Annotated in this window: 12 protein-coding genes and 2 pseudogenes; 7 read left to right on the top strand and 7 right to left on the bottom strand. The window is 59.5% G+C overall.

The features are described from left to right. The first annotated feature begins 85 nt into the window (after window positions 1-85). The 6 genes and pseudogenes from BVU17_15790 (at window position 86) to BVU17_15765 (ending at window position 4,890) form a co-directional block, all read left to right on the top strand. A pseudogene (locus tag BVU17_15790) lies at window positions 86-1,180 on the top strand (hypothetical protein). Window positions 1,181-1,258: 78 nt separating this feature from the next. Further along, a pseudogene (locus tag BVU17_15785) lies at window positions 1,259-1,336 on the top strand (hypothetical protein). Window positions 1,337-1,428: 92 nt separating this feature from the next. Continuing rightward, window positions 1,429-1,788 carry a hypothetical protein gene (locus tag BVU17_15780; protein ID AUG49052.1) on the top strand — a complete coding sequence of 120 codons (360 nt, stop codon included), beginning with the start codon at window positions 1,429-1,431 and terminating at the stop codon, window positions 1,786-1,788. A gap of 526 nt (window positions 1,789-2,314) precedes the next feature. Continuing rightward, entirely contained in the window at window positions 2,315-3,550 is a 1,236-nt protein-coding gene (locus tag BVU17_15775; GenBank protein AUG49051.1) for an integrase, read from the top strand. A gap of 114 nt (window positions 3,551-3,664) precedes the next feature. Beyond that, window positions 3,665-4,510, top strand: a complete 846-nt coding sequence (locus tag BVU17_15770) for a chromosome partitioning protein ParA (protein ID AUG49050.1) — start codon at window positions 3,665-3,667, stop codon at window positions 4,508-4,510. Beyond that, window positions 4,507-4,890: a hypothetical protein gene (locus BVU17_15765; GenBank protein ID AUG49049.1), complete on the top strand. Its 384-nt coding sequence runs from the start codon at window positions 4,507-4,509 to the stop codon at window positions 4,888-4,890. The genes BVU17_15770 and BVU17_15765 overlap by 4 nt, the downstream gene beginning before the upstream one ends. Window positions 4,891-5,417: 527 nt before the next feature. Here the strand turns inward: BVU17_15765 and BVU17_15760 are convergent. Beyond that, entirely contained in the window at window positions 5,418-6,488 is a 1,071-nt protein-coding gene (locus BVU17_15760; GenBank protein ID AUG49048.1) for a hypothetical protein, read from the bottom strand. A 230-nt stretch (window positions 6,489-6,718) separates the two neighbouring features. Continuing rightward, window positions 6,719-7,123 carry a DUF4864 domain-containing protein gene (locus BVU17_15755; protein AUG49047.1) on the bottom strand — a complete coding sequence of 135 codons (405 nt, stop codon included), beginning with the start codon at window positions 7,121-7,123 and terminating at the stop codon, window positions 6,719-6,721. Between the two features lie 123 nt (window positions 7,124-7,246). Between BVU17_15755 and BVU17_15750 the strand changes: the two genes are divergently transcribed. Beyond that, on the top strand, window positions 7,247-7,840 hold the full coding sequence (locus BVU17_15750) for a histidine kinase (GenBank protein ID AUG49046.1): 594 nt from the start codon (window positions 7,247-7,249) through the stop codon (window positions 7,838-7,840). A gap of 12 nt (window positions 7,841-7,852) precedes the next feature. Here BVU17_15750 and BVU17_15745 read toward each other — a convergent pair whose 3' ends face one another. The 5 genes from BVU17_15745 to BVU17_15725 all read right to left on the bottom strand — a co-directional run bounded on the left by BVU17_15745 (window position 7,853) and on the right by BVU17_15725 (window position 14,494). Continuing rightward, the gene (locus BVU17_15745; GenBank protein AUG49045.1) at window positions 7,853-8,845 is read right to left on the bottom strand and encodes a hypothetical protein; all 993 of its coding nucleotides are present in this window, start codon (window positions 8,843-8,845) and stop codon (window positions 7,853-7,855) included. A gap of 101 nt (window positions 8,846-8,946) precedes the next feature. After that, window positions 8,947-10,575, bottom strand: coding sequence for a 5-oxoprolinase (locus tag BVU17_15740; GenBank protein ID AUG49044.1), 1,629 nt, complete (start codon window positions 10,573-10,575; stop codon window positions 8,947-8,949). Continuing rightward, window positions 10,572-12,566 carry a 5-oxoprolinase gene (locus BVU17_15735; protein AUG49043.1) on the bottom strand — a complete coding sequence of 665 codons (1,995 nt, stop codon included), beginning with the start codon at window positions 12,564-12,566 and terminating at the stop codon, window positions 10,572-10,574. The genes BVU17_15740 and BVU17_15735 overlap by 4 nt, the downstream gene beginning before the upstream one ends. Then, window positions 12,567-13,775: a manganese transporter gene (locus BVU17_15730; GenBank protein ID AUG49042.1), complete on the bottom strand. Its 1,209-nt coding sequence runs from the start codon at window positions 13,773-13,775 to the stop codon at window positions 12,567-12,569. A 173-nt stretch (window positions 13,776-13,948) separates the two neighbouring features. Then, the gene (locus tag BVU17_15725; protein AUG49041.1) at window positions 13,949-14,494 is read right to left on the bottom strand and encodes a CopG family transcriptional regulator; all 546 of its coding nucleotides are present in this window, start codon (window positions 14,492-14,494) and stop codon (window positions 13,949-13,951) included. Window positions 14,495-14,529 lie beyond the last annotated feature (35 nt).

The following is a 14,529-nucleotide window of genomic DNA, read 5'->3' as shown; positions in this document are numbered from 1 at the left end:
GTTGGGAACAGATTCGGCTCGGTAGCCCAAGTTCCCCGAACGCCTTCGACATAAGTCCCATCCGTCCAGTCAGGGACCATCAAGTATGGTGACGGAAACGGAACTCGACTTGCGGGCTTTGGCCGAAGACAGACTCCATGAGCACCTATTTGAGGCCCTAAACGATGCAGCGACCGGTGACAAACTCGGTATCGTTGCGGATCGAGATATCGATCCCGAGTTAGTTCGCTACCAGATTGCACAGGAACGGGTGATCGATTGGGAGTACGCGGATCCCGATGCAGTCCCCCGAGAGTTGACCCTGACTGTTGGTGGCCGATTCGACGATGAGGACTCCGCGACCATTGATGTACGTGATCTGAAACCACAGCGCCGTCACGAGGTACTACTAACGATCTTCGAGGAATTGGACGCGGATGAAGGGTTCGTACTCGTAAACGACCACGATCCAAAGCCGCTGTATCACGAGCTACGATCGATGCACGGCGACATAATCGAATGGGAGTACGTGAGTCGCGGCGACGACGGGTGGCGCGTCGAGATTTACAAGACTGCGGACTCCGAGACCGTCGACGATGCCATCGTTACCCGGTACGATGTTCGCGAAATCCCGAAACAGGAACGCCACCATACCATCCACCACCGCTACGGAATGATTCCCGACGGGGGAACGATGGAAATCATTGCTCCCCACGAGCCTCAGCCGCTGCACCAGGAGTTCCGCCAGGAATATCGTGACTCCTTCGAATGGGAGGTTGTTGAATCAGCACCCGGGCGCTGTCGCGTGCACATTACGAAAGGCGGTAGCCACGACGGTGCAAAAGACGTGGGCCAGTCTGACGATGTGCAGGAGAATGCGACGTCGACGACAGTTGCTGAAGACAGAGAGATTACGCGAGAACTCGACGTTCGAGATTTGCCTCCTGCCCAGCGCCACGAGCAAATCTTCGAAGCCTACGCCAAACTCGACACTGGGGAAGCATTCATGTTCGTGAACGACCACGACCCCAAGCCGCTGTACCACCAGTTCGACGCTGAGGCGGGATCGGAGTTCCGCTGGGAGTACCGCCAGAAGTAGCCCGGCGAGTTCCGGGTACTGATCGGTAAGTCCGAGGCTGGCGACCCCAGCTTGGCTGTCGGACAGGGAGCCACCGATGAGACGCCCGACGCGCCGTTCTGACTGACCCAGAGAGGCCATCGACTCCAACGTATGACTGACACTGATCCCGACCGAACACTTGCATCGCTCGTTGAGGAGGTGCCCACCTACGCCCGGGTGTTCGAGTCCCTCGGGCTGGACTACTGTTGTGACGGCGACCGGACGCTGGCGACGACTACGACTGGAGTGGACTCGCGGACCTAGCTGACCACGTCGTCGAGACCCACCACGACTATCTCCGTGAGGAACTGCCCGCGCTTGAGACCCTCGTGGCGAAGGTGAACCGGGTCCACGGGGAGACCCACCCCGAGCTGGCGGCGGTCGAATCGACGTTCCCCGACCTCGCGGCGGAGATGCACGAGCACACCGAAGAAGAGAAAGACGAGTTGTTCCCTGTCATTGGGAAACTTGATCGCTCGGAGTCGCTTTCCGACGACGAAGCAGCCCGGCTCCGCGAAGCGATCCGGGGCTTCGAGGACGACCTCGCCGGAACGGCCGTCCGCCTCGACCGGATCGCCGAGCTGACCGGCGGCTACGCCGTTCCCGAAGACGCCTGTGCGAGCTACCGGAGCATCAAGCGATTCATAGCAGCGACAACATCGAAGAATTTGCTCCTTCGGTTCTTTTAGTTCGCATTCGCCCGTCTGCTGTACTCGATTTGGCGGGTCGATCTCTTAGTCTAGGTCGAGTTGACGGGTAAGTACGGGCATTCCCCGATCGTGACTGCGGATACTACGCTCACATTGTTGAAGAAGGAGACTGGGATCGGGTAGTCACGGTCCAAGACGACAGAGGTAGAGTGGTGGTGAGCGGCAGCACTGGCCTGATTTCTTTAAATACACAAATCGAGTTGGGTTCCTAACTTGAAGCGGTGTCCTGACCCGAGTGTGTCGAGTTCGGTGGTTCAGCTGATATCGTGCATCCTGGCGGTGCTATAGTCCTGTAGTTCATCTTCTGGGGACAAATTTAGTATAGCTATATGCAGTTTATATTATTTCCGTCTCCAGATCCCGGTATCTGTCTTGTTATGGGTTTCTCATGCAGAAAACAACACAAGACAAATTATTAGTACTGCGACTGAAATACGATACATACGAAATTCCGGCGGCTCAGAGTACCCAGTAGGGACAGCACACTGCCCACCCACTCAGACCAATGACCGAAGTTCGCTATTCAACGATGGACTTGGCCGATTGCAAATCATTCTATCGTGAGGCCGTTGTGCCGGCGATGAAAGAGGATGGCTTCAATCCAACAGCTGAAACCCCCACATACGCATGGCTAAACCGACAGTTTCCGGGATTCGTCAAGCACCTCCAGCGCCGGTTTGACCTATCTCCGGGGCAGTTCTACGATGAAATTGGGGTGCCGGAAGCACCGATTGAATCGGGGTCATTCGAGTTCCTGGCTGACAATACACAGCGAGCCGTCGAGGAATACCTCGCTGAACTTTCGACTCGACGAGGGCGCGCTGATGCGACGATCGAGACACGTCGGTCGATTTTGCGACGCTACATGAAAGTATATACCAATATCCACGATACAAAAGATCTGCTCGCACCGCTGGAGAATCCCGATGAACGTGTTGCAGAAATGGATAGGGTTGCAGCGACGTTTGACGCACTTGACCAACTGGATGAGGCTCTGACGACGCTCGCATCACGCCGTAAATACGTTCAGGACACACGGCAGTTCTACAAGCACCTGGTGATGTTCGGCACTGCCGCGTACAACCCGCTCGCTGACCTCGAAATCCGGTTTGGGTGGGATACGACTCCATCATGGGATAACCAAGCACTCGATAGAGACGCTGTCCAGCGCCTATATACAGCGGCGTCTGAGTTACGCGACCGATTCATTGTGGTTGCATGTTGCGGATGGGGGCTGCGGCCGAGTGAAGTCGCATCGCTCCACATCCGACAGCTCAACCTCGATCCGGATGATGACTCCCATCCGTACATAGAGTTCGGTGATGGCGAGCGGAAAAACGGCCCCGGGACGGTGGCTCTGCTGGCCGGTCTGGAGACCGTAGAGCGACGTATAGAGGCGCTTGCTGATTCAGAGTGGTCTGGATATCTTCTGCCCTCTCCATCCGCGGCTAGTGGTCATTTAACTGCTGAAACCGTCCGTCGTCGGTTCAAGTCAGTGGCTGAGGCCGCAGACATCACCGTTGATGGCGCCACGCCGACGCCGAAAACGGGTCGTCGATTCTGGTATACCACATACGGTGCTGCTGTCAGACGAGTTGCGGATCGGTTCGAAGATGTTGCGGCTGAGCAGGGTTCGGCATCCGCACAGGTCGTCCTTGATAACTATCTTTCCGAGTCTGAGGCCCGATCTCACCGGCGGGCAGAGATGCACGAGACACTCGCAGGGTTATTCACTGAGTAACCGCTCGCGGGAACGGAACAGTTGTGTGGAAGCAGAAAGGTACCTTCCGTAGCTATACCATATAGCTATACCGTCTGACTAATCTTTATATCTGTGCGGCGAATCCGATATAGTATGCTGACCTACACCGTGTACAGCGAGGCCGGCGGTGTCGGCAAGACAACGATGGCGGCGAACCTCGCTGTCGCCGACGCTCGCGCTGGTCACGACGTACTGGCAATAGATATGGATCCACAGGAGGGGAGCCTTTCATTCCTGTTCGATGTCGCGGACCGCCGAACGGACTCAGAGGCCGACAGTTTAGTTCGACACCTCGTCGAACGGCCACGGGGGCCGTTCGCTGATCTCATTGAAAGTTCCGAGGGCGTCGACGTCCTCCCTGCACACAACTCCCTGGAGGTCCTCTCAAAACATCTGCGGCGGCGCGAAGAAGAGGCAGCGGATTTCGGCGAAAACTGGAACCCGAACGTCCAACTGCTTCGTGTGCTAAAAGACGCGGGCGTTCCGTCCGAGTATGATACTGTTATTATCGACCCGCCTGCGACTGCGGATGTGAAACTGTACAACGCGTTGCACGCCACGCGGAATCTGGTCATCCCGTTCGAACCGAGCGGGAAGGGCCAGCAGTCTGTCGAGGGCCTTGCAGACCTCGTTACTGGACTCGAAGACACGTTAGATATCAACGTGGGCGTGCTAGCTGCTGTGCCGAATCGATTCAAAGGTACGAACGATCAGGAAGAGATGCTCAAACGGCTCCGGGCTGAGTCGTATGACATTCCGGTCGTGTTCCGCGAGCGGACGTCCCTGCTTGAGGGATGTTGGCGAAAACAGTGTTCGGCGTTCAAATACATCGAAGAACACCGGAGCCGGGAACGTGACTATGAAATCGAAACGCTAGAGCAGTTCGAAAAGCTGGCTGCACGCCTCCGACAGACCCGAGAGCAGGAGGCAACAGCATGAAATCCGGCTCAGGTGACGATCCGTTCGCAGAGGCGGACACAGATACAGAGCCGGAAGCGGATGACCAGCAGGATGAGGTGCCAGCTACCGAAACCGAATCTCCTGCCGTCGAAACTACGACCCAGCCAGACATCCCATACAAATTCCGGCGTGATTCAGTCAAGCAAGACCGCAAGCAACGGCCGATTTTTATTCGGCCTGAGGTCGAGGAGCGGGAGTCCACCTTCCTCCGGAATCTAGAAGATGCAGTCGGCGAGGATGTATACAAGACTGACGCGCTGGAGGCTGCCCTTGTCGTCGCTATGGACAATCCGGACCTTGTCGCGGAAAAGCTCCGCGAGTGGGGGTACGACTGGGAGCAGTCAGCCCCCTCTCGCTAATGTCTTATCGGTTCTTCTATACTGAGTAGAACTACGACCGCTCTTTGCCCTCTACAGGTGACCTGTTTGCTGTACTTGACTCTATCTCTGCGTGGGCAAACTATCGCACAGGGCCAGCATTAGTAGCTGCATCTACTGGCTATTCTTCCCCGCTGACTTATCCGAACTTCTTTGCTAGCTACAATTTCTAGCTATACTACTTAGATATGCTGTATAGCTGTTCCAACTGGATACATTGCTTGACTATAAAAGGTAGCTATATTTAATAGATATGGTGTCGGATTAGCCTTCATAGCTGGTGTGGCGAGCTGGGACGGACTATCTCTATCTGTGCTACGCTGACTGCTCAGGCAGTCGCCGCTGATTAGTCGTGAGACAGATTATCACTCCTCAGACAGACAAGAGCAGAGTATCGGTAGCGAATAAGACTTACCTATAAATTAAGCGACACTATGTACCAAGTCTCTACGCCTCCCGACCGAACACCGCTCTCTGGCCGACTGCGTGTCTAACAGTGATTGGTGGCTCTATATGAAGGTTCGAACAGCGCCCAGAATATCTGCTGGCTGCTGCGGTTCAAAGCTCTCCTGATACTCGATGTCCGACTTTGCCAACCGAGCTATTCCGTCTAACCCGATGGTGTGATGGATGGGTGAAGCCACACCAGTAACTGCTTTCGTCCAGAAGTTCTGGCACAACAACCTGCGTTTATACGAATTCCCTTGCACGAAGGACCGCACAGCAGCTCGGCCGGACTGTGCCGCATGTATCATTCCGAAGCCCGTCAGGCGGTTTGCCAATCCGATGGCGTCACCCGCGATATGCACTGTGCAGTCGTTGAGCTCGTACGAACAGTGTGAGAGACTCCGCAACCCGTTTGAGACATCAGTGCCGCCGTACAGGGCCTCACGCTCTGGGGGCTCGATTTCGATTTCTGCAAGCAACTGTCGCATATCTTCGTACAGCTCGGCAGGGGGCTTGTCCTCTCGACAGCCGAGGCCGACAGTTGCCTCCTCCGGTGACTGTGGCACGATCCAGAGGAAGTAATTCTCGTACGCAAGTGCTCTTGGCTCAGGATACAGATGGGAGAAGTCAGCCTCTATCCTCCCGCTCAGCGTCGGACACGCTACGTCATACGACAGGGACGTAAACCGGCGTGAGATCGGGAACTGACCAGTGGCATCAATCAGTAAATCCGACTCCGCAGATAGCCTCCGAAACTCTGCTTCGTCGACTTCTGCGTTCTCTACAATCTCTGTCCGTTCGAGCGTGCCTGCCCAGTGTTTCTCTAACTCTCCTCTGTTCAAAATAACGCCATCAGGAACAGTTACAGCTGTTTTCCCACTGGAACCGACAAATATCCCGGTATTAGCCTCTCTAACGTACCCTGGCACATGTCGATCTAGAGGGAGCCGCGAGTAGTCCCAGACCATCTCCCCCCAAGCCCCTCTTCGATCACCGCTGTATGCGCCCTTATCGTAGAGCTGTACGTCCGACGTAACCCCTTCAGCCAGTTGCGCTGCTGCCAGCCCTGCGAATCCCCCTCCGACGATAGAAATCCTCATACCGTACCCTTTGACGGTAACCATTTCAAATATACCCTATTGCTCGCCTGTGTTTGACGCGGCTCTGCGGTGGCTGTTCCAACCGAAGGAAAGTACCCATGTCACTGCTCTGTGGCTGGCAGGCAGACACCTGTAGCGCGTTCTCTGAGGAAAAGCGTATGAGATAGATCGAAAGAACATTCGAGCGGGCGAAACTGGTCGTAGCTTTTGCAGCCCCGCTCACAAACGTTACAGGTCACTGACTCAGTTGCCGCTGCCACCGATCAGACCACGACAACACGGTCGGTTTGCCAGCACCCTCGGAACTCACCGACGGACTGCACTGACAGACCGAACTCGTAGGTGGTTGTCCGTCCATCCGGTCCCGTAATCGTCACCCGCTGCTCAGCGTAGTTCTCGTCTTGCTCGATGGGGCCTCGCACGGCCTCCTCGAAGTCGATCATCGGGCGGTACTGCGGTGACTGGACCATGGCTATGAACCGGTCGAGGGGACCAGTCGAGCGGCGGTTAGCCGGGGAGGCGAAATTGTACGCCGTCATGATCCCCGCGTTGTCACATGGCTCGTCGTTCGTTGCCAGCGCATCGAGTTGGAGGGCAACAGCATCGCTGGGGCCGTATGTCTCGCTGGGTGTCGGGAGGCCGACCACCGGGTACTCGCGTTCAGACATTGTAGAGGCAAGCGCGTATCTGTAACAGGTGCTGCATCAGCATGAATGGCAGGTCCGAGCAGCCATTGGCAGGATACCGACGGGAGTTTGTGCCCCCGAAAGCTAGAACTGGCAACTGCGAACATGGCCCCACTCAGGGACGCACTTATCGAAACCATGCTGCTCGACGAGGAGCAGTTTCGCCGGCGGCTTCCGGACCTTGTCGAAACACACCAGCTCCGGACTGTCGGTCCGGACCACGCCGAGGACTCGCCGGCAGACATCATTCGGTCCCTCGATGGGTTCGAGACTAGCTCTGTGACGTCTTTCGAGCGAGAATACATCGCGAAAATGGTTCGACTCGGGACGGGTCCTCTTGGGCTGACGCTCACTGGCCCGGCGTATCAGGACAATCCAGTCCGATATGCGACACAGACGTTCCAGGAGATGACCGGGTACTCGCTGGCAACGCTTCGCGGCGAGAACCTTCGATTGCTGCAGGGACCAGCGACGGATCCCGAGGCGGTCGCAACGCTTCAGGAGGGGGTCGACATCTGGGAACGGCGAACCGTCGAACTATGGAACTATCGCGCGGACGGCACACGCTTCAGAAACCGGGTGACGATAGTGCCACTCAGTGGTCCCGACGGCTCTATCACGAACTGGCTCGGTGTGCAGAAAGCCATTGACACAGCAGATGGCTCATTGCTGGTGGCACAATCGGCCGATACGTCCTAGGCCGGGACTCGGTTAGCTTGCAGTAAAGAGTATATATGCCAGTGTCGCCGCCATCCCGACAGCAACCAGCACTGCCCATCCAGTCAGCCGGATACGCTGTCCGTACTCGCTCAAACCGCCGTCTTCGGTTCCGAGTATCGTGACGAGCCGACTCGGATGCCTGAACGGACGTGGCGGCTTCGGGTTCGGGAGTCGCCGCCGGAGCTGCTGGTACTCGGTGAACGACCAGACGGCGTACAGACACAGTGAGAGGATCATTCCGATCCAGAAGCAGACCCCTGCGATCATCGGGAGGCCGACCGGACCCAGAAGGTCCACCTGCACCTCCTGTGGCGGCCCTCCAAATTCACCGGGGGTGTTGAGAAGGCCGAACACCAGCGTGACCATCGAGAGCCAGAACCCGACGAAGCAGGCCCCGAGAAGCTGTTTCGATAGCCGGTGGAGAGCCTTGCCGTGGCGGACAACCCATGACTCGCGAGGCGCTGGCTGGCTCTCACTCGCCGGACGTAGCTCCTGTTGACCCGGGTTCTTGGCTCCCAGTCCGGACAGCACGCCGATGGCAGCGAGAACGCCGCCTGCAGCGATGGCTCGCAGTGGGAACGGCGTCCGCTCTCGAATGAGGAACGCGCCGTCTGGATCGGCCGGTGACACGTACGCGCGGGTGGTTGTACCCGGCTCGTATGAGTCGACCACCGACTCCGCCCTCGATCGGTCGGAGTACGTCCGTACGCCCGTACTCGGGAACACCTGCTCGCTGGTGTATGTCTCGCCCTGATACTGGTACGTGTAGTGAATCTCCGGCTCGTAGTCGATTCCTCGTCCGCCGTCCATTCGATCGACACGAGCGTCGGTGATGGTCGCCTGGACGGCTACAGCGTTGCCGACCGCCTGTGACTGCTGGACGTAGTCGTACCCGCCGAACCCGAGAAGGCCGGTGGCAAGGAGCAACAGAAGCGCACTCCTCTGTGAGAGGTGGAGGGTCGTGATTCCGACCGGGACCTTCATTTCAGTACACAGTATCGTGTTGCCCTCGTATGAGAGTCACGCTCGAAACAAAACGCTTCGTGGCTCGGTCGCACTTTATCTGGGACAACTGAACCCGCACGTCACCGGTCGGCTACCTTTCCATCGCGTCGGTCACGTTCCCTGGCTTCCGGGTCACGCTCTGCTGGGTTGCCGTGTCCGCCGCCGCCGGGTGTTCTGACGGAGATGGTCGACCCGGCCTCGACATCAACGGACGCCTTCGCGGGCACTGGCTCGCCGTCGACAAGATTCTCTCCTGTCGCGCCGTCTTTGCCGCCGTCGATTCCATCGGGGGCCGTTCGTCGGCGCTCAGTCAGCAGTGACACGGTTGCGTCGGTCTCGACGGTGACCGTGCGTTCGAGGCCCAGTCCGCCACGGTATCGGCCGTCGCCGCCACTCGACGGACGCAGCGCGTACCGCTCGACCCGGAGCGGATACTCGGTCTCCATCGCTTCGACAGGCGTGTTGAGCGTGTTCGTCATACCGACCTGCACGCCGTCCATCCCGTCCTTTTCGGGCCGGGCACCGAACCCGCCGCCGATCGTCTCGTAATACGTGAAATCGCCGGTTCGGTCGCCGATGATGAGGTTGTTCATCGTCCCCTGTCCACCGGCGGGAACCCTGTCGGGGACGGCCGTGGCGAGCGCCGCCAGCGTGACATCCATGACGCGCTGGCTCGTCTCGACGTTGCCGCCGACGACCGCTGCTGGCGCGTCCGGGTTGAGCACTGACCCTTCTGGTGCGGACACGGACACCGGCTCGTAACAGCCGTGGTTCGGGGGAATCTCCGGGTCGGTTATGGCCCGGACGACGAAGTAGACCGCACTCTTTGCGACCGAGAGTGGCGCGTTCAGGTTGCCCGCCACCTGCTCGGCAGTCCCGGCGAAGTCGACGGAAATCGAGGCCTCATCGATCGTGACGGCCACCTCGACCGGGATGTCATCGTCGGTCACGCCGTCGCCTTCGAGGATATCCTGCGCTCGATACGTCCCGTCCGGGAGCGCGTCGAGTTCCGCCTCGACCCGCTCTCGGGAGTACTCGATGACGGCATCGAACGCATCAAGCAGGATCGACCCGTGTTCTTCGAGAAGTTCACCGATGCGCTCCTCGGCTCGTTCGTTCGCAGCGCGCTGAGCACGGAGGTCCGCCTCGCGCTCGTCAGGCGTTCGGACGTTGGCACGGATGAGGTCGTGAACCGCCGCGTTGGGTTCGCCGCCGTCGACGAGTCGGACGGCAGGCAGGCGGAGCCCTTCCTCGTAAATCTCCTGTGCGCCCGGCGGCATGCTCCCCGGCGAACTCCCGCCAACGTCGGCGTGATGGGCTCGCGAGACGGCATACCCAATCACTTCGTCGTTGGGTGCTATCGTCGAGACGAGCGTGATATCCGGCAGGTGTGTCCCGCCGGCGAACGGGTCGTTAACGATGAACACGTCACCCGGCTTCGGGTCCTTCTGGAGGACAACATCCACCGCATCGGGCATTGCGCCGAGATGTACCGGGATGTGTTCCGCCTGTGCGACCATCCGACCCGACGCGTCGAAAAGCGCCGTCGAGCAGTCCTGGCGCTCCTTGATGTTCGGCGAGTACGCACCGCGGATGAGCACGTGACCCATCTCGGTTGCAACACTCTCAAGCTGGTTCCTGAGTATTTCCAGCGTTACAGGGTCGATTGCTTCCTGTTCGTCACTCGGTGTTGTGGCTTCGTCGTTCATGTGTCGCTCACCGCCGCAATCAGCGTCCCGTCATCGCGGACCCGGACGTTCCAGGCCGGCGGGACGACAATTGTACTCTCATCGCCCTCGATAATCGCGGGACCGTCGATTCTATCCTGAGGTGGCAGTTGCGCCCGCCCGTAGACCGGCGTTTCGCGGACCTCGTCGGCGAACACCGCCTCTCGGGACCCCTTCTGTGGGTCGCCCTCGGCGGCGTACTCGACCGGCGGCGCGCTTCGTTCGACGGTCGTCGTCACGCGACAGTTCACCAGTTCGACCGACTCGTCCGCTCGATACCCGTACGCGGACTCGTGGGCTGTGCCGAACCGCTCGCGTGCGTCCGCGGTGTCGAACGGCCGGTCGACATCCACGGTCAGTTCGAAACTCTGGCCGGCGTACCGGAGGTCGGCGGAGTAACGCACTGTCGCCGCCTCGCGGTCGCTGACCTCGGCTAACAGTTCTTCGGCCAGCGCCTCGTAGACTGCATCGACATCGTCGGGGTCGACAGCGTCGAGCGAGCGCTGATACGTCCGTACGGCGTCGCGCTTCTCGTCGGCGGCGAGCAGGCCGTACGCTGATAGCACGCCGGAGGCGCGTGGAATCACCACCCGATCCATATCGAGGCTAGCTGCGATGGAGGCCGCGTGCATCGGCCCAGCACCTCCGAACGCAGCCAGCCCGAACTTCCGCGGGTCGTACCCGCGCTCGACGGTCACGGAGCGAATGGCTCTGGTCATGTTCGCATTGGCAACGCGATAGACGCCACGAGCGGCGTCGAGGGGACCGTCGAGGCCCGCTTCGTCGGCGAGGTCCGCAAGCGCGTCGTATGCCGCGTCCTCGTCGAGCGATAGTTCCCCGCCCAGGCTGGTGCTTGCACCGATGTAGCCCAGCACGAGGTTCGCGTCGGTGACGGTCGGCTCAGTCCCGCCTTTCCCATAGCAGGCGGGGCCGGGGTTCGCTCCGGCGGAGCGCGGCCCAATGCGGAGTGCGCCCCCGGCGTCGATCCAGGCGATGGACCCGCCACCCGCCCCGACTGTTTCCACATCGACCATCGGCGTTTTTATCGGCCGCTCGTTGATGACGCCCTCCGTGGTCCGTTCGGCCTCGCCATCACGGACGAGACTCACGTCGCTAGAGGTCCCACCCATATCGAACGTGACCAGCCCGTCCTGTTCGTCGGCCGCCATCGAACCTGCCCCTACGACGCCGGCGGCAGGGCCCGAGAGAACAGTCGTCACAGCGTTCCGCCGGACGGTATCAGCGTCGGTGATGCCGCCGTTGGCCTGCATGATCCGTGGCTGTGGGACCCCGAGGTCCCGAGCACGGTCGGTGAGGTGACTGACGTAGTGGTCAATCGCCGGTCGTACGTACGCGTCGACGGCCGTCGTCGAGGTTCGTTCGTACTCGCGGAACTCGGCGAGGACTTCGTGTGAGGCTGAGACGGGCACGTCGAGCTCATCCCGCAGGATGTCTGCGACGCGCGTTTCGTTTTCGGGATGCGCGTACGCGTGCAGCAGTGAGACGGCAACGGACTCGACAGCCATCTCGCGCAACTGCTCGGCGATTGCCCGCACTTCGCTCTCGTCGACGGGCTGTTCGATACCGTCGGTGGTCGTTCGTTCGGCCACTTCGAAGCGTCGGCGTCTGGGAACCAGCGGTGTCGGCTTTTCGGCGGACAGGTCGTACAGCGACGGGCGATCCTGGCGGCCGATTTCCAGAACGTCTCGGAACCCGTCGGTCGTGACGAGCGCGGTCTTTGCGCCGTCCTCTTCGAGCAGCGCGTTGACCGAGACGGTCATCGCATGAGAGAACTCGCTTACGGTCTCAGGGTCGATTGCAGCCGCTTCGCAGGCCTTCTCGATCCCGGCGATGACGCCCTCGCTCTGGTCTTCGGTACTCGGGACTTTTGCGGTCACGAGTTCGCCGTCGAGCGACAGCGTCACGTCAGTGAAAGTGCCACCGACGTCGACACCGATCCGCCGGCCGCCCATCTACAGCACCCCCGCGACGCTGAGCAGCGTCCGAACCCCGAGCCACACGACGATGAGCGTCACAATCGCGCCGAGGGCGTTCGCTATCGACCCGTTCGTGTACTCGCCGAGGAGGTCCCGCTGGTTCATCGCGTATATCAAGAACACCGCGACAATGGGCAATAAAATCCCGTTAACAACCTGTGCGAACACGATAATCTGGACGGGACTGCCACCCAGCAACACCGAAAGCACCCCAACACTGAGGATGGTCCCCCAGACGGCGCGGAACTGTGTGCTCTGCATGTCTGAATCCCAGCCGAGTGCACCTGTGGTCGCCCACGCACCCGCAAGCGGCGCTGTCGTCGCGCTCGTGAATCCGGCGGCGAAGATGCCGATGCTGAAGAACAGTTCGGCGTACGGTCCCGCGATGGGTCGCAGTTGTTCGGCCATCTGACCGATATCGCTGATCTGGGTGCCGGGCTCGAATGCTGCGGCCGCGGTCACCATGATCGTAATCGTGATCACGCCGCCCGCAACGATTGACAGCACTGTGTCGATGCGCGAGTGACCGATATCGTCGGGACCGCTCCACCGCTCCTGGACGTTACTCGCGTGCAGGAACAGGTTGTACCCGACGATGGTTGTTCCGATGAGGCCGGTGATGAGATACAGCGACCCCGAGGGGATACCGGGGACGAACCCCATCGCAATCGCACCCGGGTCAGGACCAATAAGGATGGCCGATGCTACGAACGAGAACGCCATCACGGCGACCAGCCCGATGAGCGCTCGCTCGATCAGTTTGTAGCGCCCAGTGTAGAGCAGGAGTCCGGCCACGAGTCCCATCACGACTCCCCACACTGTCGAGTCGATACCTGTGATCGTCGCGAGCCCTGCGGCACCGCCGAGGATATTCCCGGCCTCGTAGGCGGCGGTTCCGACGCCGATGGCGCCGACAACGAGGAATATACTCACGTACTCGACGATTTGATTGTCGAACCGCTCTCGAAGTGCTTCGCCGAGCCCCTCCCCCGAGACAAGGCCCAGCCGCGCGCTCATTTCCTGGAGAACAATCGTTGCAGCGATTGAGAAGACCATTGTCCACAGGAGCGCGTAGCCAAACTCTGCCCCGGTGACGCTCGCAGTCGTGACCGTGCCTGGGCCGATGAACGCGGCGGCGACCATCGCTCCCGGGCCGACGGCTTTGAGTCGTTTTGTAATGCTCATGATTGTTAGTTTTGATAGCCACTGTCACGGTCCCGGCAGGTAAGCAAAAACATTGTTAAGACCTGTGTGTGTCCGGAACATCGGTCGTATGAACTCTGTAGCACCCGGTGAGAAACTAGTACGAAACATTCACTCCCCGGATACGAGTCTATCCGGGTCCAGAGCGGGGGTACTCACGGCTTCCGTTCTCTTAACAGTACTTTGGAAACACTCTCTTCGATTTCAATTTCGAACGGGAGGGCAGTAATGCTACCACGGATGAACCGGATTATCAACCACCGCACCGACTCAGATGGGAACACCACGTGGAAACTTCCCTTTTCGTCGCGGCGAACGGTCAGGAACCCACACAGTGAGAGCCATTCCAGAACGTCTTCGAGCGAATCGAACCGCTCGGCGTACTCCTGTGCGTGGTACTGCGCCACCTGATCGACCATGTCCAGAATCTCCTCATCACGTTCGTCCGGGTCGGTAAACTGACTCAGGAGTGCGTGCAGCAAGTCGATGTCCAGCAGGACGTGCTCGCCCGTCGAAAGCATCTCGTAGTACGTCTGAAGGTGGTCGCTGTCACTCGCATGGGCTGAGTCGAAGTTTGCCGCGTAGAACGCGATCGACTCGCGGATCAGTTGGCTCTGGCTCTCCCCAGTTCGGTCGGCGAGACTTTCTAACGTCTCTTTGGTCTCCTCGTCGAGAGAGACTGTGACCCGGTCGGTTGGCATAGTTGCCTTCGTCACTGGATGGCCTTAATATCGTG

The sequence above is a fragment of the Haloarcula taiwanensis genome (assembly GCA_002844335.1).
GTDB lineage: Archaea > Halobacteriota > Halobacteria > Halobacteriales > Haloarculaceae > Haloarcula > Haloarcula taiwanensis.
Note: the sequence above shows the minus strand (reverse complement) of the source record. Positions and strands in the feature narration are given on the sequence as shown.

What these genes read in the sequence shown, in the direction of transcription:
- BVU17_15775 (AUG49051.1), top strand. Translation starts at nt 2,315, where the DNA reads ATGACCGAAGTTCGCTATTCAACGATGGACTTGGCCGATTGCAAATCA.
- BVU17_15770 (AUG49050.1), top strand. Translation starts at nt 3,665, where the DNA reads ATGCTGACCTACACCGTGTACAGCGAGGCCGGCGGTGTCGGCAAGACA.
- BVU17_15765 (AUG49049.1), top strand. Translation starts at nt 4,507, where the DNA reads ATGAAATCCGGCTCAGGTGACGATCCGTTCGCAGAGGCGGACACAGAT.
- BVU17_15755 (AUG49047.1), bottom strand. Translation starts at nt 7,123, where the DNA reads ATGTCTGAACGCGAGTACCCGGTGGTCGGCCTCCCGACACCCAGCGAG.
- BVU17_15750 (AUG49046.1), top strand. Translation starts at nt 7,247, where the DNA reads ATGGCCCCACTCAGGGACGCACTTATCGAAACCATGCTGCTCGACGAG.
- BVU17_15745 (AUG49045.1), bottom strand. Translation starts at nt 8,845, where the DNA reads ATGAAGGTCCCGGTCGGAATCACGACCCTCCACCTCTCACAGAGGAGT.
- BVU17_15740 (AUG49044.1), bottom strand. Translation starts at nt 10,575, where the DNA reads ATGAACGACGAAGCCACAACACCGAGTGACGAACAGGAAGCAATCGAC.
- BVU17_15735 (AUG49043.1), bottom strand. Translation starts at nt 12,566, where the DNA reads ATGGGCGGCCGGCGGATCGGTGTCGACGTCGGTGGCACTTTCACTGAC.
- BVU17_15730 (AUG49042.1), bottom strand. Translation starts at nt 13,775, where the DNA reads ATGAGCATTACAAAACGACTCAAAGCCGTCGGCCCGGGAGCGATGGTC.
- BVU17_15725 (AUG49041.1), bottom strand. Translation starts at nt 14,494, where the DNA reads ATGCCAACCGACCGGGTCACAGTCTCTCTCGACGAGGAGACCAAAGAG.